Below are 21,105 nucleotides of genomic sequence, written 5' to 3' on the forward strand. Positions count from 1 at the left end.
ACCTAAATAGCAGGTTAAGAGGTCAGGACAGCTCGCGCCTCGACAGGAAAACATCGGCCCATCTGCGGTCTGTACCGGATAGATAATGCATGCATTGTTCCGCGTCTGTCCGCTGCAGTCTTTTGTTCCTGCTACCCATGATATAAACAAAGTCAAACGCCTTCAGGACCGCGGCAAAGGCCTGGGCGTCGAATTCAGGCTTTGGTATCCGCCACCCTTCGAACACCGCCAAATCAACGCGCTGCCAGAATCCGAGTGGAAGTTCGCTCATCAGCACCTCATCCAAACCTTGGGTATCAGATTTCCAAATCAACCGTCGCTTTCGGGCCTCATCCCCCATGCAATCGTCAAGCAACTGCTCCGATATCTTGCGGATCGGGGCTTTGATCACGTGATGGTTTCTGCCCGCTACTGCATTCTCATTGAACGAAAAATTTCCTCCGTTCACATCGTCAGTAAAAAAGGTCAACTCACCATCTGTCGTTCCCAGACCGAAGTTATGGACCGTCGCAGTTGGCATCCCGCCGATATTTCGCTCAAGATGCTCGACATTGTCCGGGCTGGGTTCGAAACAGGAAGCGGAATGCACGTTCTGGTAATTGAGCAGCACCTGCCGCGTATAGAGCCCGACATTCGCCCCGACATCAATAAGATGGTAAGAGGCTGCATCGCAAACCTGACCAATGAAGCGTGTTTCGTTGAAATTCCACTCGTACTGCTGCGCGACATGAGGAAAGATCGAGCCATCGGTCAGAAGCGAGATCTCGTCCCCCCGCTCAAACGTTCCACGAAGAGGGCTTTCCTCGGATAGCCGCATTTGCACCGAGGTGCAGGTACGTCGAAGAAAACGTATCTGTTGACGGTTCATCATGTGATCCTGAATAGTGAAAACATCTAATCTCGAACAACGGCCACCACCGGCATTACCCGATCGCGCACAAAATGGAACAATTGCGCCTGCTTCTCAAGATTTGATAGAAACGTTCGGCACATTTGGCGCTTTAGATGCGCCGGACTTTGGTATCAACTCGATTCCGAATGCGAGCGTCCGTTATTCGACATATTTCAGGAGCTTAACCAATGCCACGTCTTCTTGCTCTTTTGTTAACGGTAGTCACAACAACAACAGCGTTTGCACAAGACCTCATCGACAAGGGTTTCGTCGAGGGTTGGAACATCATGATGGACCCTGCGCTTGGGAATGGGTGCCTGATCCAGACGATTTATCAGGATCTCTCGGTCGTGCGTATCGGGTATGACGCGTTGGACAAACGCGGTTATTTCGCCGTCTACAACAAGGCCTGGGGCGAGATCGAACAGGGCGAGAGCTATCCGATCCGTTTTGAACTGGATGGCAAAAGCTACGATGGCACCGCAATCGGATTCAACGAACGCGATGTGCCCGGTGCAACGGTGTTTTTCACTGACCCCAAATTCGTTGATGCGATTGCACAGAACAAGACCTTGACCATCTACAACCCGCAAGGTGAAACCGTGATGGCCATTGATCTGAAAGGCACCGCCAAGGCGCTGGGCTATGCGCGGGAGTGCCAGAACCGCGAGCTTTAACGAATCGGATCGAACAGAGCATCCTTGGCCGTGCAGTCGCGGATCACATCTCGGCCACATGGCACCGGTTTCAGGTCGCGCGACAGGCAAAGGCGTACCTCTTCGATATAGCCCTGTTTGCAGGTGACGGTGATCATGTCGCGCTCTAGCGCAGGGTTTTCCTTTAGAAACGCCTCTTCCACCACTGAGGCGGGCAGTTTGACCGCCCCGTCCAGCTTGCGGAACACAGGCGGGCGGGTGACACCCTCATAGGCCGCGCGCGACAAAGCGTAGTAGTCCGCCGCAGACAGGCCCGAACAGGTTCCGTGCTTCTTCCACTGGTGCCACGCCAGCCCAGAGGTGCCTTGAATATCCGCCATCTCGCGCGTCATCGCGCGCGACGGCGGCGCCTTGACCGTCGGGCAATAAGACGGCCAGCCTTGATGATATTGCGGCCAAAGCCCGTGCAGGATCCACCCATGATCGTGCCGCGCATCGCATTGATCAGAGCCGCGCGCATCACCTTCGCGGGCACACCAGTTGGGCGACCAGCTCAGCGACAGGACGTAATAGTCGAAAACGCCCGCCTTCTCTCCATCGGCCAGTGCGACCAGCCCGCTGAACGCCCACATGACCAGCGCTAGAATCCCGTGACGCATTCGCCTCTTCCCTTCTTGCCTTTGCGCGACTATATAGGCCCGAAGTTCCCCGACAACGGAAACCTGCCCCAAGATCACGGGGCCGCCGAATTCCGGCGACGGGACAGATGTATTTACAGGAGACGGGCTGATGGCAAAACCGCTTATGGCCAAAGCAACCGCCGTTTGGCTGGTGGACAACACCACGATCAGCTTCAAGCAGATCGCGGATTTCGTAGGAATGCACGAGCTTGAAGTGCAGGGTATCGCGGACGGTGACGTGGCCGCCGGCGTCAAAGGCTTTGACCCCATCGCCAACAACCAGCTGACCCAGGATGAGATCGACGCGGCGCAGAACAACCCGCTGCACAAGCTGAAGCTCAAGTTCAACGCCGCTGCGGCAGGCGAGGAAAAGCGCCGTGGCCCGCGCTATACCCCTCTGTCCAAGCGTCAGGACCGTCCGAACTCGATCCTGTGGCTGGTCAAATTTCACCCGGAACTCAGCGACGGCCAGATCGCCAAGCTGGTCGGCACCACCAAGCCCACCATCCAGTCGATCCGTGAGCGTACCCATTGGAACATCGCCAACATGCAGCCGATCGACCCGGTTGCGCTGGGCCTGTGCAAACAGTCCGAGCTGGACGCGATTGTCCAAAAAGCCGCCGCGAAGAAGGCCGCCGAAGGTGGCGTCATGAGCGATGATGAGCGCCGCAAGCTGGTCTCGACCGAGCAGTCGCTGGAAATGGACGCCGCACCGAAAATCCCGACGGCCATCGAGGGGCTCGAAACCTTCTCGCTGTCCGATGATCCGGTCGAGGAAAAAGACGATGAACCGATCATCGACGCCGATAGCTTCTTCAACCTGCCCAAAGGTGGCGGCGACGAGGAAGAAGACGAAGATCCGCGCTTCTGATACCCAATCAGCCCCGGTCCGAAACGGCCGGGGCTTTTTTGCCCGAGATACCTATGCTGAATGTCTTGTCCTCTGTCTTCGGCCCGCACCGTGCGGTGTCGATCTATGCGTTTCTGAAAACATGGGGCCTGCTGATGGTGGCGATCGTCGGCACAGTCTCGGTCGCGGCAGCACTGCTGGTACTCAACGATGATGGCGCGCATGAACACGACTCGTACCTGACGGTTGCGGTTCTGACGGCGACCCCAATGAACGGGGACTTGAAACACGGCGTTATCGCGTCGGTTAAGCTGCCCGACGGGTCCACCATTTCGATCGACGAATCCAAGGAACACGTCGCGCGCACCGTCGGCGATACGGCCTGCGTCGAAAAACGCGTTTACGTCAATAGCGGGGAAGCAAGGTACCGCTTCAAAATGCCGAGCCTCTGCGAGGCCAACCAATAAGCAAAACCGCCCGGAGGCATCTCCGGGCGGTTTTTCCTTTAGATCATCTGGAAGACGATCCCTGAGATGATCGCGCCAGTAATCCCCAATCCAAGATAGGTCGCAAAGACCCGTGGCTTGACCAGCGACCATACGGCAGCCATCGCCGGGATCGAGCTGACCGCGCCTGCGATCATGAACGACATGGCAGCGCCTGCGCTCATGCCCTGCTCGGTCAGACCCGCTAGCAACGGCGGTGCGACGTAAGAGTTCAGATAGGCAGGCATTCCGACCAGCGCCGCGATGACAATCGGCACGACGCCTTCGCCCCCAACCACACGCGCGATCAGGTCGGCGGGCACATAGCTGACCAGAAGCGCCTCGAGCACATAGGCCAAAGCTAGCCATTTCAGCAGGAACATCCCGTTCTGGACAAACTCAGCCCGGAACCGCGTGCGGCGTTCCGGTTCCTGCCAGAATTTCCAGACCGGCTTGTCGTCCTGTTTCGGACCACAGCCGCAGCACCCGGCGGGTTTGTAAACACGCAGAGGCTCGGCGAACGCCCCACCGCGCATCAAGGCACGCACCACGAAGCCTCCGAACAGGCCCAAAGCGACGGCGGCGACGGCCTTACCGATGGCAAACGGCCAACCCAGCGCGCCCGCCGTGATCAGCAGGGTCGGCGGGTCGATCAGCGGTGAGCTCAACCAAAACGCCATCACCGCCGACAAAGGCGCGCCCAGCGCCAGCAGACCGGCGATGAAGGGGATCACCTCGCATGAACAGAACGGGGCAAGGCCACCGAACAGGGCGGCGAGGAAAATCATCCGCGTCTCGCGCCCCTCAAATGCACGGGCGACCATGACTTCGGCACCGGTGGCCCTGAGGTAGGATAGGAGCAGAACTGCGAACAGAATATACTGCCCGGTATGCGCCAGCGCTTTGCCCGCGAAGACTACCACCTCACCCCAGTTTCCGGGGTCCAGAACGGCAACCGCGATCAGAATAGCCACGATCACTGCCCAGGGCGTTTTGATCAACTCCAGCGCAGCTTTGGCTTGGACCTTCGGGTTTTGCGTTAACTCAGCCATCGTTTGCAGCCTTTCCGACTTCGTCGGCGCAGCACTCGGACAGAATGAACTGCGCCAAAGCGCGCAGCTCGTCATAGCTGGCGCGGTTGATGGTGGTGCGACCGATCTTTTCCTGCTGCACGACCCCTCCTGCGGCCAGAAAGCGCAGATGATGGGCAAGAGTAGACGGCGCAATTCCGGTGCGTTCCTGAATCTCACCAACCGTCAGCCCGGCCTGACCGGCGCGGACCAGCGTTTTGAGAACCTTCAACCGGGCCTCGGACCCCATGGCGGAAAATCCTGCTGCTGCAGTTTCCCACATATCGCAACTCCATTAAACTAGATTTCTAGTTATTTAGGTTAATGTCGCGTACCCGTCAATGACAAAATGCGTAAGTCCAGATTGCTCACCGCATAAGTCCACCCTATAAGACTTGAATGGGCATCTCAGTCGACACCTTCTTTCTGGAACTCAACGGTCAGGGCACGTTGCAGGCGCAGATCCAGCAAATGATTGCCGAAGGCATCCTGTCGGGTCGTTTTCATGTGGGCGAGAAGCTGCCCTCGTCCCGCAAACTGGCGGCCCATCTGGGCGTCAGCCGGATCACGGTGACACTGGCCTATACGGAACTGCTGGCCAATGACTATCTGACCGCCAAGGGCCGGTCGGGGTATTACGTGTCGGAAAACGCGCCAGTGCCCCCGAAATACACGCCCACCCCGCGCGGCGACGAGACGGTTGACTGGACCACGGCACTGGCCCGCCGATTCTCGGACGGGGACACCCTGACCAAGCCTGCTGACTGGCGCGACTACCGCTATCCGTTCATCTACGGTCAGGCCGACCGGTCGCTGTTCGATCATGCCAACTGGCGCCTTTGCGCAGTTAGGGCGCTGGGGCACAAGGATTTCGATTCTCTGACCGGCGATTACGTGGATCAGGATGACCCGCTGCTGGTCGAATTCATCGCCCGCCACACCCTGCCCCGCCGCGGCATCGCCGCCCGCCCCGAAGAGATTTTGATCACCATGGGCGCACAGAACGCGCTTTGGCTGGCCTCTCGCATTCTGTTGAACCACAACCGAACTGCTGTGATCGAAGACCCATGTTATTACGCCCTGCGCGATCTTCTGAACCATTCCGATTGCAAAGTGGCTCCGGTCGCAGTGGATCGCGATGGTTTGCCACCCGAGGCGCTGCCCGATCAGACCGATGTGATCTTTACCACCCCCAGCCACCAAAGCCCGACCACAGCCACCATGCCCGTGGACCGGCGCACCACCCTGCTGGCCCGCGCCCGCGAATTGGACGCCATGGTGGTCGAGGATGACTATGAATTCGAAATGGCCTTTCTGGGTGCGCCCTCGCCCGCGCTCAAATCGATGGACCGGGATGGGCGGGTGATCTATGTGGGCAGCTTTTCCAAATCGCTGTTCCCTGGCCTGCGCCTTGGCTACATGGTCGGGTCCGAGCCGTTCATCCGCGAGGCCCGCGCCCTGCGGTCGCTGGTTCTGCGCCACCCGCCGGGGCATATCCAGCGCACGGCGGCCTATTTCCTGTCCCTTGGCCATTATGACGCGCAGATCCGGCGGATGTCCAAAGCACTGGCGCAGCGGCGCGCGGCGCTGGATCAGGCCGTTGAACAGCACGGCCTGACCGTGGCCGGGCGCGGCGTGCTGGGCGGCTCATCCATCTGGATGTCGGCACCGGATCATATGGACACGGCCCGGCTAGCTCAGGAATTACAGGGCCAGAGCGTTCATATCGAGCCCGGCGCGCCCTTTTTTTCCAGCCCTGACCGGCCGCAGAATTTCTACCGTCTGGGATATTCCTCGATCGCGCCGGATCGCATCAATCCGGGCATAAAACGCATCGCCGAGGCAATCCACGCCTGTTAGCGCAACACTGGACCTATTCCGCCGCGCATTCTGGCCCTAACGCCGCCCCGCGCCATCCGTCAAAACCGTATCTAAAGGCAGGGCAAGAGACCCGGCCATTCCACATATGCGCGGAGATCACTCAGATGAAAATGACCACGGAAGAGGCCTTTGTTAAGGTTCTGCAAATGCACGGGATCGAACATGCGTTCGGGATCATTGGCTCGGCCATGATGCCGATCTCGGACCTGTTCCCCAAAGCGGGGATCATGTTCTGGGACTGCGCACACGAAGGCAGCGCCGGTATGATGGCCGACGGCTACACCCGCGCTACCGGCAAGATGTCGATGATGATCGCGCAGAACGGCCCCGGTATCACCAACTTTGTCACCGCCGTCAAAACCGCCTATTGGAACCACACCCCGCTGCTGCTGGTCACGCCGCAGGCCGCGAACAAGACCATCGGTCAGGGTGGTTTCCAGGAAGTCGAGCAGATGAAACTGTTCGAAGACATGGTCGCCTATCAGGAAGAGGTCCGCGATCCGACCCGCGTGTGCGAGGTTCTGAACCGCGTGATCATGCAGGCCAAACGCGCCAGCGCTCCTGCGCAGCTGAACATCCCGCGCGATATGTGGACTCAGGTTATCGACGTGGACCTGCCCGCGATTGTAGAATTCGAACGTCCCTCGGGCGGCGAAAGCGCCGTAGCGCAGGCGGCCGAGCTGCTGTCGAACGCCAAGAATCCAGTGATCCTGAACGGTGCGGGCGTGGTTCTTTCCGAAGGTGGAATCGAGGCGTCCAAGGCACTGGCCGAGCGTCTGGATGCGCCGGTCTGCGTCGGCTACCAGCACAATGACGCCTTCCCCGGCTCGCACCCTCTGTTTGCTGGCCCGCTGGGCTATAACGGCTCAAAGGCGGGGATGGAGCTGATCAGCGAGGCCGATGTGGTTCTGTGCCTCGGCACCCGTCTGAACCCGTTCTCGACCCTGCCGGGCTACGGCATGGAATACTGGCCTGCGGATGCCAAGATCATTCAGGTCGACATCAACCCGGATCGGATCGGCCTGACCAAAAAGGTCTCGGTTGGCATCATCGGCGACGCGGCCAAGGTGGCCAATGGCATTCTAGCAAATCTCGGCGATACAGCTGGCGACGCCGGTCGCGATGAGCGAAAGGCGAAAATCGCTCAGAAGAAATCCGCTTGGGCGCAGCAACTGTCCAGCATGGACCACGAGGATGACGATCCGGGCACCACATGGAACCAGCGCGCCCGCGCGGCCAAGCCCGACTGGATGAGCCCCCGCATGGCGTGGCGCGCGATCCAGTCCGCCCTGCCGAAAGAGGCGATCATCTCGTCCGATATCGGCAACAACTGCGCCATCGGCAACGCTTATCCTTCCTTCGAGGATGGCCGCAAATATCTGGCCCCGGGCCTGTTCGGCCCCTGCGGCTATGGCCTGCCGTCGATCATGGGTGCCAAGATCGGCTGCCCGGATGTGCCGGTTGTGGGCTTTGCTGGTGACGGTGCATTTGGCATCGCCGTGAACGAACTGACCGCCATTGGGCGCGAAGAATGGCCCGCGATTACGCAGATCGTCTTCCGCAACTATCAGTGGGGGGCGGAGAAACGGAACTCGACCCTGTGGTTCGACGACAACTTTGTGGGCACCGAGCTGGACACCAAGGTCTCTTACGCCGGTATCGCGCAGGCCTGCGGCCTGAAAGGCGTGGTGGCACGCACCATGGACGAGCTGACAGCAGCCCTGAATCAGGCCATCGAGGACCAGAAGAACGGCATCACTACCCTGATCGAAGCCATGATCAATCAGGAACTGGGCGAGCCCTTCCGCCGCGACGCGATGAAGAAACCGGTGGCCGTTGCAGGCGTCACCGCCGATGACATGACCCCGCAGGCCGGGGCGTAATCCGCGTGAAGCCTCTGCGCGCCATTCTCGGGACAGCAAGCGCGTCGGACAAGATCATCGCCCTGTCCGAGGGCGACGATCCCCGCGTTGTCGAAGGGGCCGTCAAGGCCGTGAAAGAGAGTGTTGCGCGGATCATACTGATCGGAGACAGGGCCGAGGTTTCGGCCCTTCTCAACGCACATGAGGGATATGACCCGGATTGGATCGACATTCATGACCCGGCCACCTCTGACCTGACGCCCGGCCTTGCGCAGGCCCTGTATGAGCGGCGCAAGCACAAGGGCTTGACGCTGGATGAGGCGCGCCAGCAGATTACTAACCGCCTGACCTATGCTGCCATGCTGGTGCAACAGGACATCGCCGACGGCACGGTCGGCGGCGCGGTCGAGACCACGTCGGACACTGTGCGCGCCGCGTTGCAGATCATTGGGACCGCACCCGAGGCGGCGATGGTGTCCAGCTTCTTCCTGATGCTGTTCTGTCAGGACCACCACGACGTCAAAGGCGCCCGCATCTTCGCCGATTGCGGTCTGGTCGTGGACCCCGACGCGCAAGAGATGGCGGAAATCGCCCGTGCCTCGGCTGAGTCCTACACCACCCTGACCGGCGATACGGCGCGCGTAGCGATGCTGTCCTTCTCCACCTCGGGCAGCGCAGAACATCCCAAAGTGTCCAAAGTCGTCGAGGCCACACAGATCGCACGCGCCAAGGACCCAACCCTGTTGATCGACGGAGAGCTGCAATTCGACGCCGCCTTCGTTCCCGAAGTCGCCGCCACCAAAGCCACAGAGTCGCCGCTCAAAGGTGAGGCAAATGTCTTTGTCTTCCCCAGCCTGAATGCTGGGAACCTCGGCTATAAGATCGCCCAGCGCATCGGCGGGGTCGAGGCCATCGGCCCAGTACTGCAAGGGCTGGCGAAACCCGCGAACGACCTGTCGCGCGGTTGTTCGTCCGAAGACATCCTGCACATGATCGCCGTCACCGCCGTTCAGGCGCAACACAATGATGCCGGGACATAAGTCGTCCTAAGACGTGACAACGAAAAAATTATTCCGATTTTTCTCAAAACGTGGGAATGATCGGGTCGCAAGCTGAAAAGGGGGCGCATTTGAGCCAGCCAGTGATCGACACCTCGCCCAAGGTTTCCGACGAGGTCCGCAAGACCACCTGCTACATGTGCGCCTGCCGCTGCGGCATCAATGTCCACATGAAGGACGGCAAGGTTGCCTATATTGAAGGCAACCGCGACCACCCTGTGAACAAGGGCGTTCTGTGCGCAAAAGGCAGCGCCGGGATCATGCAGGTCAACGCGCCCTCGCGCCTGCGCAAACCGCTGCGCCGAGTTGGCCCACGCGGATCGGGCGAATTCCGCGAGATCGAGTGGGACGAGGCGATCAGCACCGCAGTCGGCTGGCTGAACGAGCTGCACGAGACTGCCCCGCAGAAACTGGCCTTCTTTACCGGCCGCGACCAGAGCCAAAGCTTCACCAGCTTCTGGGCGCAGAATTTCGGCACTCCCAACTATGCAGCCCATGGCGGGTTCTGCTCGGTCAACATGGCGGCGGGCGGAATCTACACAATGGGCGGCGCGTTCTGGGAGTTCGGCCAGCCCGATTGGGACCACACCAAGTTGTTCATGCTGTTTGGTGTGGCCGAAGACCACGACAGCAACCCGATCAAGATGGGCATCGGCAAGATCAAGGCGCGCGGCGCGCGAGTGATCGGGGTGAACCCGATCCGCTCGGGCTATAACGCGGTGGCCGACGATTGGGTCGGGATCACGCCCGGCACCGACGGTCTGTTCATCCTGTCGCTGATTCATGTGCTGATGAAAGCGGGCAAGATCGACCTCACCTACCTTGGCCGCTACACCAACGCGCCGGTTCTGGTGAACGCCACAGACGGCCCGGAAAAGGGCCTGTTCCTGCGCGACGCGGACGGCAAGCCCTTAGTGATCGACCGCGTGACGGGAAAACCCGCCGCCTTTGACAAACCCGGCGTCCGTCCGGACCTGTCAGCGACCTATGACAAAGACGGTGTTACCCACCGCCCGGTCTTTCACCTGATGGCCGAGAAATACCTGTCCGACGAGCACGCACCTGAAAACGTGGCCGACCGCTGCGGCATCCCCGCCCAACGCATCCGCGCCATCGCGGCCGAGATTGCCCGCGTCGCCTTTGACGAGGCCATCGAACTGGATCACGAATGGACCGACTTCCGGGGCGAAAAACACTCCAAAATGACCGGCCGCCCAGTCAGCTTCCACGCGATGCGCGGGATTTCGGCCCATGCCAACGGATTCCAAACCTGCCGCGCCCTGCACGTGCTGCAAATTCTTCTGGGTACGGTCGAAGTCCCCGGAGGCTTCCGCTTCAAGCCGCCCTACCCCAAACCGGTCGAGGCGCACCCCACCCCGCACGGCGACCGCCGACCGGGCCGCCCGCTGGAAGGCCCGCATCTGGGCTTCCCGCGCGGCCCCGAAGACCTGCTGCTGGACGAAAACGGAACGGCCCAGCGCATCGACAAAGCGTTCACGTGGGAAAACCCGATGTCGGCCCATGGGCTGATGCATATGGTGATCTCAAACGCCGCTGCCGGTGATCCCTACAAAATCGACACGCTGTTCATGTATATGGCGAACATGTCGTGGAACTCCTCCATGAACACCAAGGGCGTGATGGAGATGCTGTCGGCCAAAACCGAAGACGGCAAATATGTCATCCCCAAGATCATCTACTCGGATGCCTATTCCTCGGAAATGGTCGCCTATGCCGACCTGATCTTGCCCGACACCACCTATCTGGAACGGCACGACTGTATCTCGCTGCTGGACCGCCCGATCTGCGAGGCCGACGCCGCAGCCGACGCCATCCGCTGGCCCGTGGTGGAACCCGACCGCGATGTGCGCGGGTTCCAGTCGGTTCTGATCGAACTGGCAAACCGCATGAGCCTCCCGGGCTTCACAAACGAAGACGGCACGCCCAAATGGAAAGACTACGCCGACTACATCGTCAACCACGAACGCAAGCCCGGCATCGGACCGCTGGCCGGGTTCCGGGGCGAGGATGGCGATAAAGAAGGGCGCGGAGCGGTCAATCCAGACCAGCTGACCCGTTATATAGACAATGGCGGCTTCTATGTGGCCCACATCCCCGAAGGCGCAGATTACTACAAACCGTGGAACACAGCCTATCAGGACTGGGCCGTCAGCATGGGCCTCTATGACAGCCCGCAACCCTATCTTTTCCAGCTCTATTCTGAACCGATGCGCAAATTCCAGCTGGCCGCTGAAGGGCATGGGGACCGCCAGCCCCCCGAGCACCTGCGCAAACGCCTCAAGGACACGATGGACCCGCTGCCCATCTGGTACGAAACCGACCAGCAGGGTAACGAAGGATTCACCGTCAACGCCCTGACGCAACGCCCCATGGCGATGTATCACAGCTGGGGCACCCAAAACGCATGGCTACGTCAGCTGCACGGTCGCAACCCGCTCTACGTGCCCACGAAATTGATGCGTGAACACAGGCTGGAAGACGGCGATTGGGCCAAAGTCACCTCGCCCCACGGTGAGATCACTGTGCCGGTGATGGAGATGGCCGCGCTCAACGACAACACCGTCTGGACGTGGAATGCAATCGGCAAACGGAAAGGTGCCTGGGCCTTGCAGGAAGACGCGCCCGAGGCGACCAAGGGCTTCTTGCTGAACCACCTCATTCACGAACTCCTCCCCCCCAAAGGTGATGGCATGCGCTGGGCCAATTCAGACCCGATCACGGGGCAAGCTGCATGGTTCGACCTCAAGGTCAAACTCGAAAAAGCCGCCCCGCCCTCGGACGCCCAAAGTCAGCCGGAATTCGATCCTATCCAGTCCCCCGTCGGCACTGGCCCCAAGGACCTGGCATGGAAGGTGGGCAAATGACCCTATCCGCTCTTCATCTGGCCCAAAATACCTCGGGGAGCGCGAGGGGCTGGCCCCTCGCTCCTGTCTTCCCCACCAACGCAGAGGCAAGGCAATCATGACCCAGCTTCCCCAATCCACGGACCGCAAAATGGGCCTGGTTATCGACCTCGACACCTGCGTCGGTTGCCATGCCTGCGTGATCTCATGCAAAGGCTGGAACACTGAAAACTACGGCGCACCATTGTCGGATCAGGACGCCTATGGGGCCGACCCCTCAGGCACATTCCTCAACCGGGTACATTCCTACGAGGTGCAACCCGCCGGCGGTCATGCCCAACTCATCCACTTCCCTAAGTCCTGCCTGCATTGCGAGGACGCCCCCTGCGTCACCGTCTGCCCCACCGGGGCCAGCTATAAACGGGTCGAGGACGGGATCGTTCTGGTCAATGAAAGCGACTGCATCGGTTGCGGGTTGTGCGCATGGTCCTGCCCCTATGGCGCGCGGGAACTGGATGCGGCCGAAGGCGTGATGAAGAAATGCACACTCTGCGTCGACCGCATCTATAATGAGAACCTCCCCGAGGTGGATCGCGTGCCGTCCTGCGTTCGGACCTGCCCCGCCGGTGCCCGCCATTTCGGAGACCTTGGCGACCCCAATAGCGATGTCAGCAAACTGGTAGCCGAACGTGAAGGCATGGATCTGATGCATGAGATGGGCACCAAACCTGTTAACAAATACCTGCCTCCGCGCCCCAAGGATCAGATTGAGGAGCAGATCGACATTCTCGCCCCCCTTCTGGCCCCTGTAGCCGAAGAGCCGAAAGGGTTCCTTGGCTGGCTCGATAAAGCACTGGAGAAGCTCTGATGCATCCGGCCCCTTCTGTCATCATCTTTACCACCCTCTCAGGCTTGGGCTTCGGTCTTCTGTTCTTTTTGGGTCTGGGAGTACCTGACGTCTCGGGCTGGGTGGCATTTGTTTTCTTTTTGATCGCCTATGCGTTGTCGGTTGGCGGTTTGATGGCCTCGACTTTTCACCTTGGCCACCCCGAACGCGCGTGGAAGGCGTTTACACAGTGGCGGTCAAGCTGGCTCAGCCGTGAAGGCTGGTGTGCCGTGATCGCTTTGATCGTGATGGGGCTTTATGCGCTTGGGGTCGTTTTCGCAGGTCAACGCTGGAGTGCTTTAGGTCTATTGGGCGCGGCTTTCTCATTGGCCACGGTTTTCACGACCTCGATGATTTACACCCAACTTAAGACAATCCCGCGCTGGAACATGGCGCTGACACCAGCGATGTTTCTGAGCTTCAGCTTGGCGGGTGGCGCGTTGCTGGCCGGACAAACCACAGTTTCCATCATACTTCTTGTGGTCGCCGCTACAATTCAAGCGCTGTATTGGTGGCGTGGGGATACTGCCTTGGCCCGCTCCGGCACCGATATCGGAACAGCCACGGGTTTAGGATCACGTGGTGACGTCAGAGCGTTTGAACCGCCGCACACCGGTACGAATTATCTGCTGCGCGAGTTCGTGCATGTGGTTGGCCGCAAACATGCTGAGAAACTTCGTATCATTTCTTTTGTGCTGGCATTCATGGCACCGGTGTTGTTCCTGCTGCTGCCGTTCAGCCATGCCTTTGCCGCCGTCGCGGTCTTGTCCCATATCGCAGGTGTTGCCACGTCACGTTGGCTGTTCTTCGCGCAGGCGGAACATGTCGTGGGGCTGTATTACGGCAAACGCTGATGGAGGGGGCCAGCCCCCTCCTTGGCCTTTAAGGCCAATTCCTCCCCCGAGGTATTTGTAGCCAGATGAAGAACGGATCCGGGTGGAAGCGTGGTTTTACAACAGGCCTGCGTGTTTCATGGCTGCTTCGATCGCGGCTTTGGTGCTGTCTTCCAGTTCGGTCAGAGGCGAGCGCACTTCGGGGCTGCACAGGCCCAGTTTGCTAAGCGCGTATTTGGCGCCCACAAGGCCGGGCTCGATGAAGATGGCATCGTGCAGGGGCATCAGGCGGTCCTGATACGCAAGCGCCTTGGTATAATCGCCATCCAGCGTGGCCTGCTGAAATTCGGCGCAGAGTTTGGGTGCCACGTTTGCAGTGACCGAGATACAGCCGACGCCGCCATGGGCGTTGAAACCCAGCGCAGTGGCGTCCTCGCCCGATAGCTGGCAGAATTCCGAGCCGCAGGACGCGCGTTGCTGGCTGACCCGAGCGATATCGCCTGTGGCATCTTTGACGCCCACGATGCGCGGTAGTTTAGCCAACTCACCCATGGTTTCGGGTGACATGTCGATGACCGAGCGGCCGGGAATGTTGTAGATGATGATCGGGATATCCGCGCATTCATGCAGGGCGCGGAAGTGTTTGATCAGCCCTTTTTGCGTCGGCTTGTTGTAGTAGGGTGTCACAACAAGTGCCGCATCCGCGCCAACTGTCTGTGCGAACTGCACAAAGCGGATCGCTTCGACGGTATTGTTCGATCCAGCCCCCGCAATCACTGGCACGCGACCGGCGGTTGCCTTGACCACCTCGGCCACGACGGTTTCGTGTTCTTCGTGGCTGAGTGTGGGGCTTTCACCCGTCGTGCCCACAGGGACCAATCCGGTCGAGCCTTCCTGAATGTGCCACTCGACCAAACGTTTGAGCGTATCCAAGTCCAACGCGCCGTTAGTGAACGGAGTGACGAGGGCTGGCATTGAGCCTTTGAACATGACACGCTCCTTGGTGTGCGGTTAGTGTTTTTTTGCCTCGCGGGTCATCACAATCTTTGCGATGTGTGTTGATCCCGACGATGCAAGCTTTATCCTGAATGGCTCTATCCTTGGTTGGTTGGGAAATGCAAGGCATGACACGCGTTCTGGCGCTTTTGACGGCTGTGATTCTGGTTTCATTCGGGCAGGCAAGGGCCGACGCGGTGGGCGACCTGCGCGCGGGTCTTTACGAGATGCGCAAAGGCGATTGGAACGCCGCCCTGCGCGAATCTGGTGCCCGAGGGTCGGTATCGCGCGACATTATCGTATGGCACTGGTTGCGCGAAGGCTTCGGGACTTCAGGCGATGTGTTGGTTTTTCTGGACCGACGCCCCGATTGGCCCGGCCTCGCATGGCTGCGACGCAAAAGCGAGCCAGCCTTTACCGGAGCTGATCCGGATCGCGTCGTGAAATTCTATACAGACGTTCCACCTCAGACCGCCGAGGGTGCATTGAATTATGCTGTGGCGCTGAAGGCCAAGGGGCGGTCGGGGGATGCCGAGGCTGATATCGTGGCCGCCTGGCGGACCATGCCGATGGGGTCCGGACTGCAAAAGAACTATCTTGAGAACTTTGGATCGTTACTGAAACCTCATCACGCGGCGCGGCTGGACCGGATGCTGTGGGACGGTCATCTGGTTAGCGCTGGCCAGATGTTGCCTTTGGTCAGTACCGATCAGCGTAAACTAGCCGAGGCGCGAATTGCATTGCAAAAGCGGCAACCGGGTGTCGATGGCAAGGTCGCTGCGGTTCCGAAATCACTGGCGGACGCGCCGGGGCTGGCCTTTGACCGCTTTGTCTGGCGCGACAAGAAAGAGCTGGACGACAGTGCAATTGACCTGATGCTGGCGCGTTCCACCGGGCCGGATGCGTTGGGGGAACCCGACAAATGGGCCGAAGGCCGTCGCCGTCTGGCGCGGCTTGAGATGCGCAATGGTAGCGCCTCAAAAGCCTACAAGATTGCAGCGAACCACCATATGACGCCTGAGATGGGCTATGGTTATGCCGATCTGGAATGGCTGGCCGGATTTCTGGCGCTGCGGAAACTGAACGACCCTGGCACGGCGGTGCGCCATTTCCAGAACTTCTCGGATGCAGTTGCGTCCCCTATTTCGAAGGGGCGCGGCGGCTATTGGCTGGGGCGGGCCTACGCGGCCCAGGGGGATGCGGACAAGGCTTATGAAGCTTATGCGATGGGGGCTGACTACCAGACCTCATTCTATGGCTTGCTGGCGGCGGAACGGATCGGTCGACCCTTTGACAGTGAATTGGCCAGCCCACGCCGAGCCCCGCATTGGAAACAGGCAGGATTTGCCGATTCCAGCGTGCTGGAAGCGGGTCTACTGCTGCTGCGTGCGGGCGAGGACAACCTATCAGAACGTTTCCTGACCCACTTGGTCGAAGATCTGGACGACACGCAGGCCAACCAATTGGGTGATCTGGCGATCGAACTGAAACAGCCACATCTAGCAGTGATGATTGCCAAACGAGCGGCAAAAACCGGTGTCGTGCTGCCCGCTGCGTACTATCCGGTGCATCCGGTTGCCGATCTTGGCCTGCCAATGGCGAAGGAAATGACGCTGGCCATCGCCCGCCGAGAAAGCGAGTTTGATCCGGTCGTCATCAGCGGTGCAGGCGCACGTGGATTGATGCAGGTGATGCCCGCAACCGCTCAGTTGGTCGCCAAGAACATGGGGATTCTCAGCGGGCACAAGACCTCGAGCCTTACATCGGACTGGCAGTACAATGCCAAGCTGGGTGCGAACTACCTGTCTAGTCTGGCCGAGGATTTCAACGGCAACGTGGTGATGATGGCCGCAGGCTATAACGCTGGACCACGCAGGCCGATCTCGTGGATGGATCGGTATGGCGACCCGCGTGCAGGTGAGATCGACATGGTCGACTGGATTGAGACTATCCCATTCAGCGAGACCCGGAACTATGTGATGCGCGTCGCCGAAAGCCTGCCGGTTTACCGCGCACGGCTTGGGCGGCCCGCCTTGCCTGTCCCGTTTTCGCAAGAACTCACGGGGTCAACTCTGGCGGCGTTCGCGCCATAGGGTGAACAGCCCCGCCGCAATCACCAGCGCGGCCCCTACGACAACTGCGGGCCGCAGCGATTCTCCGAAGACTGAGATGCCAAGGATTGCGCTCCACATCAGGTGGAAATAGGCAAAGGGCTGCACGGAACTGGCCTCGGCCATCTCATAGCACTTGATCAGCAGCCAGTGACCCAGAACGCCGCTGAGACACAAAAGACCCATCCAAAGCCAGTCGCCGCCGACCATCGGCTCCCAAAACCACAGGCCTATGACAGTCATGGCAACGGCCCCGGCAATACCGGTCCAGAAGAAGCTGGTCGCGGTGCTGTCACGTCGTGCTGCGTATCGGGTCAGCAAACCATAGACGGCAAACATCAGGGCCGAGATCAGTGGGATCACCGCCCACGGATTGAACACGCCCATGCCCGGCTGCAGGATAATCAGAACCCCGACGCACCCCACTCCAATTGCCGACCAGCGCCGCCATCCAACCTGTTCGCCCAGTACCGGCCCGCTGAGTGCCGCAATCAGCAGGGGATAACAGATGAAAACCGCCTGGCTTTCGATCAACCCAAGGATGGTAAAGGCATAAACCGCGACGCAGACCTCTCCGGCCAACAGAACACCGCGCAGGATTTGCAGCCCCAACTGACTGGTTCTTGCAGTGGCCGCGATCCCTCCGGGTGTGCGCAGGGCCAGTGCGATGACAAACGCCGCGAAGAACCAATAGCGGATCATGACGACCATGTAGGTGTTATATGTCCCTGCCAAATGGCGCGAGATTCCGTCCTGCAAGGCAAACACAACTGTGGCCGAAATCATCAGCGCGATGCCCGCGCGGGTGTTGTTTTGCTGGCTCATGATCTGACAGCGCGGGTCATATGGCGTTTGCGGCCGAAACCCGGCGCGCGGGTGACAGCAAAGCCCGCATCCTCAAGCCCGCGACGCACAAACCCTGCGGCAGTATAAGTCGCTGCCGTTCCGTCTTGGGCGGTATGGTCAAATACCTGTTGCATCAGGTCAGCACCCCAAAGTTCGGGGTTCTTGGCGGGGGAAAACCCGTCCAGAAACCATGCATCCGCAAGGCCCTGCCACGCAGGCAGGGCTTGCCGGGCATCGCCTTCGATGACCTCAAGGTGCAGAGTGCCCAAATCGCAAATGCCTCCCCGCCATGTAGCCAGAAACCGTTCGGCCCATTGGGCCAATTCAGGAAAGGCGGCCAAGGCACGGGACATGTCATCGCGGACCATTGGGTAGGCCTCGAAACTGGTGAAGGTCAGCGGAGTCGACTGGCCCGATTTTTCCCACGCAGACCAGACGGTCAACAAGTTCAGTCCGGTTCCGAAACCTAGCTCGGCAATGCGAAATCCCGGCGCAAACCGTGCAGGCAGATCATTGCCCGCCAGAAAAACATGCCGCGTTTCCTCCAGCCCATTCTGGAGCGAGAAATAGGGGTCATCGAAACGGTCCGAGACGGGGATCTGCCCATCCCGCCATGTCAGTTCGGCACGCTGGTCTGCCATCGGGGAATCCTGTAGCTAAGCGGCGCGACACTGAACAAGGAAATGAGGTTTGGCAATGGTCGATGTGACGGTGCGGGGTGCAGGTATCTTTGGCCTGTCCATCGCTTGGACCTGCGCCCGGCGCGGCGCCAAGGTGCAGGTGGTCGACCCGTTCGGCCCCGGCGCGGGCTCTAGCGGCGGGCTAGTGGGTGCGCTGGCCCCGCATGTGCCCGAGAACTGGAACGCTAAGAAAGCCTTTCAATTCGACGGCCTGATCATGGCCGAACCGTTCTGGAAACAGGTCGAGGCGACAGGAGGCGTTTCGCCCGGCTATGCCCGGTCAGGTCGCCTGCAACCCATTGCCGATCAACGCAGCTTGGACCTTGCCTACGCGAGAGCCGGGACGGCACAAGACTTGTGGCAAGGCCATGCCGAATGGCGCGTGGTCAAAACCTCGGAGATCGGTGCTTGGTGCCCGCCCAGCCCCACCGATTTCGTCATTCACGACACGCTCAGCGCGCGGATGCACCCCAGACGGGCCTGTGCCGCGCTGGTCGCCGCGTTAGAGGTGATGGACGTGCACGTTCAGGCGGAAGCGCCTGACAAAGGTCAGGTTATCCACGCCACCGGGTTGGCCGGGCTGCAAGCACTGAGCGGCGCTTTCGGAAAGACAGTCGGCAACGGCGTCAAAGGACAGGCCGCCCTGCTGCGATTTGATGCGGGTAACGTTCCACAACTTTTTGCAGACGCCATTCATTTCGTTCCTCATGCGGACGGAACGCTGGCGATCGGTTCAACTTCGGAACGAGAGTATGACGATCCAACCAGTACGGACGCTGCGCTGGAAGATGTGTTGGAACGCGCCATGCGGGCGGTGCCGGTGCTGCATGGGGCCGAAGTGATCGAACGATGGGCCGGCGTCCGCCCTCGCAGCAAAAGTCGTGCACCGATGCTGGGGGCACATCCTTTGCATCAGGGGCAGTTCATTGCCAATGGAGGGTTCAAGATCGGCTTTGGCATGGCACCGAAAGTGGCTGAGGTGATGGCTGATCTGGTGTTGGAAGAACGCGATACCATCCCCGATGATTTCAGGTCCGAAGCCTCACTCTGAACGGGGCACGGCCTGCGCGCTCATACATTGGCGTCCGTCCGGGCCACGCACCCACATATCCGCGCCGTTCCGACACAAAATCGCCTGCTCAAAATGTATCAAAGGCGAAGAGGCCCGGAAAGAAAACTGCGCCAGCGGGCCAATCTGATCCTGCGCGAACATCATCAACAGTTGCGCTAGCAGGGGGCCGTGAACAACCAGCCCGTCATAGCCTTCGACTTCGCGGGCATAATCCAGATCATAGTGTATTCGGTGCCCGTTGAACGTCAGCGCCGAATAGCGAAACAGCACTGTCGAATCGAAATCGACCTCCCGCCGATGCGTTTCATCCAAGCGTGCTTGAGGTGCGACAGGCCGGACAACATTCGCCGAGGGGTCTTCGCGGTAAACCAAATCCTGCCATTCCGTCAGGCAAAGCGCTCCGTTCTGGTGGAATTCGTGACGCAGAGTGACAAACCCAAGCGGGCCGCTGCGTCCAGCCTTAACCTCGGAGCTTTCGCAAACCGTCCGCTTCTCGGCCTGCGCTCCTGCTGTTAGCGGCGTATGAAACTCCAACCGTCCCCCGGCCCACATGCGGCGCGGCAGGCCCATGTCGGGGATCAGCCCGCCGACTTTTGGGTGCCCGTCGCGCCCCAGCTGATCTGGGGTCTGTGGAGACCAGAAATACAGGTGATGAAAAAATGGTGGCAACTCGGACCCGGCTGCTACACTTGGCTTTTGACCCAGCGTTGCCTGCAATGCGGTAGCACGCGCCGGGTCCAGGGTGTCAGTCAGGATATCCTCGGTCATAAGAAAACCCTAAGCAGCGCGCCTGTGCAGAACAAGCCATCAGGGCTTTCAAAGACCCGCTTCCGCCCGCAATTTCTGCATCAGGGTCCGCAGGGCACTTTCATAGCGCTCGCTGACCAGCTTGCCGTGTTCGTCGAATTCGTTCGAACTGTCAGCCAAATGGATTTCCGGGCCCTGCAGGATGCGCGGCTGGAACGGAACCATATAGCCGCGCAAAACCATTTGCGCGCGCTCCCCACCGGCCCGTCCGGCAGCCGCAGACATAACAGCGACAGGCTTGTCAACCCAGGGACGACCCTTGGTTCGGCTGACCCAATCCAGAGCGTTTTTCAGTACGCCAGACGGCCCCTTGTTGTATTCCGGGGTCGAGATGATCACCGCATCGGCCTGCGCGATCTGATCCGCCAGCACCTGAACGGCGGCGGGAATACCCTCGCCTTCTTCCAGATCGCCGTCGTAAAGCGGCAGATTCAGGTCTGCCTCGATATGGGTGGCGGGTTCGAACAGCCGGGCGGCCTCGCGCAGCAGTTTACGGTTGGTCGCGCTTTCGCGAAGTGAGCCGGAAAGGCTCAGAAGGATCGGTTCGGACATTGGGAAGCTCCGTTGCGTGTTCCC

General features: G+C 60.0%; 20 protein-coding genes. 11 read left to right on the plus strand and 9 right to left on the minus strand.

From position 1 onward, the window contains the following. Positions 1 to 22: 22 nt before the first annotated feature. Positions 23 to 868, minus strand: coding sequence for an FkbM family methyltransferase (locus tag GOW48_RS13320; protein ID WP_170754485.1), 846 nt, complete (start codon positions 866 to 868; stop codon positions 23 to 25). Positions 869 to 1,080: 212 nt separating this feature from the next. Between GOW48_RS13320 and GOW48_RS13325 the strand changes: the two genes are divergently transcribed. Next, the gene (locus GOW48_RS13325; RefSeq protein WP_170754487.1) at positions 1,081 to 1,569 is read left to right on the plus strand and encodes a hypothetical protein; all 489 of its coding nucleotides are present in this window, start codon (positions 1,081 to 1,083) and stop codon (positions 1,567 to 1,569) included. Here the strand turns inward: GOW48_RS13325 and GOW48_RS13330 are convergent. Then, a complete protein-coding gene (locus tag GOW48_RS13330) occupies positions 1,566 to 2,207 on the minus strand; it encodes a ribonuclease T2 family protein (protein WP_170754489.1) in 642 nt (213 codons plus the stop codon). The two genes, GOW48_RS13325 and GOW48_RS13330, sit on opposite strands and share 4 nt — an antisense overlap. 130 nt (positions 2,208 to 2,337) lie before the next feature. Here GOW48_RS13330 and GOW48_RS13335 point away from each other — a divergent pair, with 130 nt between their 5' ends. Together GOW48_RS13335 and GOW48_RS13340 are read left to right on the plus strand one after the other, a co-directional pair. Beyond that, entirely contained in the window at positions 2,338 to 3,099 is a 762-nt protein-coding gene (locus tag GOW48_RS13335) for a DUF1013 domain-containing protein (RefSeq protein WP_170754491.1), read from the plus strand. Positions 3,100 to 3,152: 53 nt separating this feature from the next. Continuing rightward, the gene (locus GOW48_RS13340) at positions 3,153 to 3,545 is read left to right on the plus strand and encodes a hypothetical protein (RefSeq protein WP_170754493.1); all 393 of its coding nucleotides are present in this window, start codon (positions 3,153 to 3,155) and stop codon (positions 3,543 to 3,545) included. 38 nt (positions 3,546 to 3,583) lie between these two features. Here the strand turns inward: GOW48_RS13340 and GOW48_RS13345 are convergent, their stop codons facing one another. Together GOW48_RS13345 and GOW48_RS13350 are read right to left on the minus strand one after the other, a co-directional pair. Next, entirely contained in the window at positions 3,584 to 4,615 is a 1,032-nt protein-coding gene (locus GOW48_RS13345; RefSeq protein ID WP_170754495.1) for a permease, read from the minus strand. Then, positions 4,608 to 4,916 carry an ArsR/SmtB family transcription factor gene (locus GOW48_RS13350; RefSeq protein WP_170355342.1) on the minus strand — a complete coding sequence of 103 codons (309 nt, stop codon included), beginning with the start codon at positions 4,914 to 4,916 and terminating at the stop codon, positions 4,608 to 4,610. The genes GOW48_RS13345 and GOW48_RS13350 overlap by 8 nt, the downstream gene beginning before the upstream one ends. Positions 4,917 to 5,032: 116 nt before the next feature. Here GOW48_RS13350 and pdxR point away from each other — a divergent pair, with 116 nt between their 5' ends. The 6 genes from pdxR (at position 5,033) to GOW48_RS13380 (ending at position 14,038) form a co-directional block, all read left to right on the plus strand. After that, entirely contained in the window at positions 5,033 to 6,493 is a 1,461-nt protein-coding gene (gene pdxR, locus GOW48_RS13355; protein ID WP_170754497.1) for a MocR-like pyridoxine biosynthesis transcription factor PdxR, read from the plus strand. Between the two features lie 125 nt (positions 6,494 to 6,618). Further along, complete coding sequence (xsc, locus tag GOW48_RS13360) at positions 6,619 to 8,397, plus strand: sulfoacetaldehyde acetyltransferase (protein ID WP_170754499.1); 1,779 nt, start codon at positions 6,619 to 6,621, stop codon at positions 8,395 to 8,397. 5 nt (positions 8,398 to 8,402) lie between these two features. Further along, complete coding sequence (pta, locus tag GOW48_RS13365) at positions 8,403 to 9,416, plus strand: phosphate acetyltransferase (RefSeq protein WP_170754501.1); 1,014 nt, start codon at positions 8,403 to 8,405, stop codon at positions 9,414 to 9,416. A gap of 56 nt (positions 9,417 to 9,472) precedes the next feature. Next, entirely contained in the window at positions 9,473 to 12,319 is a 2,847-nt protein-coding gene (locus tag GOW48_RS13370; RefSeq protein ID WP_170754503.1) for a molybdopterin oxidoreductase family protein, read from the plus strand. A 97-nt stretch (positions 12,320 to 12,416) separates the two neighbouring features. Continuing rightward, the gene (locus tag GOW48_RS13375; RefSeq protein WP_170754505.1) at positions 12,417 to 13,166 is read left to right on the plus strand and encodes a 4Fe-4S dicluster domain-containing protein; all 750 of its coding nucleotides are present in this window, start codon (positions 12,417 to 12,419) and stop codon (positions 13,164 to 13,166) included. Next, complete coding sequence (locus tag GOW48_RS13380; protein WP_170754507.1) at positions 13,166 to 14,038, plus strand: dimethyl sulfoxide reductase anchor subunit family protein; 873 nt, start codon at positions 13,166 to 13,168, stop codon at positions 14,036 to 14,038. The genes GOW48_RS13375 and GOW48_RS13380 overlap by 1 nt, the downstream gene beginning before the upstream one ends. A gap of 96 nt (positions 14,039 to 14,134) precedes the next feature. On the opposite strand, the gene dapA is transcribed toward GOW48_RS13380, so the two are convergent. After that, entirely contained in the window at positions 14,135 to 15,007 is an 873-nt protein-coding gene (gene dapA / locus GOW48_RS13385) for a 4-hydroxy-tetrahydrodipicolinate synthase (protein WP_170754509.1), read from the minus strand. 134 nt (positions 15,008 to 15,141) lie between these two features. On the opposite strand from dapA, the gene GOW48_RS13390 reads away from it, so the two are divergent. After that, entirely contained in the window at positions 15,142 to 17,106 is a 1,965-nt protein-coding gene (locus tag GOW48_RS13390; RefSeq protein ID WP_170754768.1) for a lytic transglycosylase domain-containing protein, read from the plus strand. Here the strand turns inward: GOW48_RS13390 and GOW48_RS13395 are convergent. Together GOW48_RS13395 and mnmC2 are read right to left on the minus strand one after the other, a co-directional pair. After that, positions 17,080 to 17,949 carry a DMT family transporter gene (locus GOW48_RS13395; protein WP_170754511.1) on the minus strand — a complete coding sequence of 290 codons (870 nt, stop codon included), beginning with the start codon at positions 17,947 to 17,949 and terminating at the stop codon, positions 17,080 to 17,082. The two genes, GOW48_RS13390 and GOW48_RS13395, sit on opposite strands and share 27 nt — an antisense overlap. Then, positions 17,946 to 18,611: a tRNA (5-methylaminomethyl-2-thiouridine)(34)-methyltransferase MnmC2 gene (mnmC2, locus tag GOW48_RS13400; RefSeq protein WP_170754513.1), complete on the minus strand. Its 666-nt coding sequence runs from the start codon at positions 18,609 to 18,611 to the stop codon at positions 17,946 to 17,948. The genes GOW48_RS13395 and mnmC2 overlap by 4 nt, the downstream gene beginning before the upstream one ends. Positions 18,612 to 18,666: 55 nt before the next feature. Between mnmC2 and GOW48_RS13405 the strand changes: the two genes are divergently transcribed. Further along, complete coding sequence (locus tag GOW48_RS13405) at positions 18,667 to 19,701, plus strand: NAD(P)/FAD-dependent oxidoreductase (protein ID WP_170754515.1); 1,035 nt, start codon at positions 18,667 to 18,669, stop codon at positions 19,699 to 19,701. Here GOW48_RS13405 and GOW48_RS13410 read toward each other — a convergent pair. After that, the gene (locus tag GOW48_RS13410) at positions 19,693 to 20,490 is read right to left on the minus strand and encodes an HTD2 family dehydratase (protein WP_170754517.1); all 798 of its coding nucleotides are present in this window, start codon (positions 20,488 to 20,490) and stop codon (positions 19,693 to 19,695) included. The two genes, GOW48_RS13405 and GOW48_RS13410, sit on opposite strands and share 9 nt — an antisense overlap. A gap of 48 nt (positions 20,491 to 20,538) precedes the next feature. Continuing rightward, positions 20,539 to 21,081: an NADPH-dependent FMN reductase gene (locus GOW48_RS13415; protein ID WP_170754519.1), complete on the minus strand. Its 543-nt coding sequence runs from the start codon at positions 21,079 to 21,081 to the stop codon at positions 20,539 to 20,541. Between the last annotated feature and the right edge of the window lie 24 nt (positions 21,082 to 21,105).

The sequence above is a fragment of the Ruegeria lacuscaerulensis genome, assembly GCF_013033355.1.
GTDB lineage: Bacteria > Pseudomonadota > Alphaproteobacteria > Rhodobacterales > Rhodobacteraceae > Ruegeria > Ruegeria lacuscaerulensis_A.

Bases quoted from the DNA above. Each gene is read 5' to 3' on its own strand.
- mnmC2 (WP_170754513.1), bottom strand. From the start codon at position 18,611: ATGGCAGACCAGCGTGCCGAACTGACATGGCGGGATGGGCAGATCCCC.
- pdxR (WP_170754497.1), top strand. From the start codon at position 5,033: ATGGGCATCTCAGTCGACACCTTCTTTCTGGAACTCAACGGTCAGGGC.
- GOW48_RS13410 (WP_170754517.1), bottom strand. From the start codon at position 20,490: ATGACCGAGGATATCCTGACTGACACCCTGGACCCGGCGCGTGCTACC.
- GOW48_RS13390 (WP_170754768.1), top strand. From the start codon at position 15,142: ATGACACGCGTTCTGGCGCTTTTGACGGCTGTGATTCTGGTTTCATTC.
- GOW48_RS13395 (WP_170754511.1), bottom strand. From the start codon at position 17,949: ATGAGCCAGCAAAACAACACCCGCGCGGGCATCGCGCTGATGATTTCG.
- GOW48_RS13335 (WP_170754491.1), top strand. From the start codon at position 2,338: ATGGCAAAACCGCTTATGGCCAAAGCAACCGCCGTTTGGCTGGTGGAC.
- GOW48_RS13345 (WP_170754495.1), bottom strand. From the start codon at position 4,615: ATGGCTGAGTTAACGCAAAACCCGAAGGTCCAAGCCAAAGCTGCGCTG.
- dapA (WP_170754509.1), bottom strand. From the start codon at position 15,007: ATGTTCAAAGGCTCAATGCCAGCCCTCGTCACTCCGTTCACTAACGGC.
- GOW48_RS13375 (WP_170754505.1), top strand. From the start codon at position 12,417: ATGACCCAGCTTCCCCAATCCACGGACCGCAAAATGGGCCTGGTTATC.
- GOW48_RS13330 (WP_170754489.1), bottom strand. From the start codon at position 2,207: ATGCGTCACGGGATTCTAGCGCTGGTCATGTGGGCGTTCAGCGGGCTG.
- GOW48_RS13340 (WP_170754493.1), top strand. From the start codon at position 3,153: ATGCTGAATGTCTTGTCCTCTGTCTTCGGCCCGCACCGTGCGGTGTCG.
- GOW48_RS13380 (WP_170754507.1), top strand. From the start codon at position 13,166: ATGCATCCGGCCCCTTCTGTCATCATCTTTACCACCCTCTCAGGCTTG.
- xsc (WP_170754499.1), top strand. From the start codon at position 6,619: ATGAAAATGACCACGGAAGAGGCCTTTGTTAAGGTTCTGCAAATGCAC.
- GOW48_RS13370 (WP_170754503.1), top strand. From the start codon at position 9,473: ATGATCGGGTCGCAAGCTGAAAAGGGGGCGCATTTGAGCCAGCCAGTG.
- GOW48_RS13405 (WP_170754515.1), top strand. From the start codon at position 18,667: ATGGTCGATGTGACGGTGCGGGGTGCAGGTATCTTTGGCCTGTCCATC.
- GOW48_RS13415 (WP_170754519.1), bottom strand. From the start codon at position 21,081: ATGTCCGAACCGATCCTTCTGAGCCTTTCCGGCTCACTTCGCGAAAGC.
- GOW48_RS13350 (WP_170355342.1), bottom strand. From the start codon at position 4,916: ATGTGGGAAACTGCAGCAGCAGGATTTTCCGCCATGGGGTCCGAGGCC.
- GOW48_RS13320 (WP_170754485.1), bottom strand. From the start codon at position 868: ATGAACCGTCAACAGATACGTTTTCTTCGACGTACCTGCACCTCGGTG.
- GOW48_RS13325 (WP_170754487.1), top strand. From the start codon at position 1,081: ATGCCACGTCTTCTTGCTCTTTTGTTAACGGTAGTCACAACAACAACA.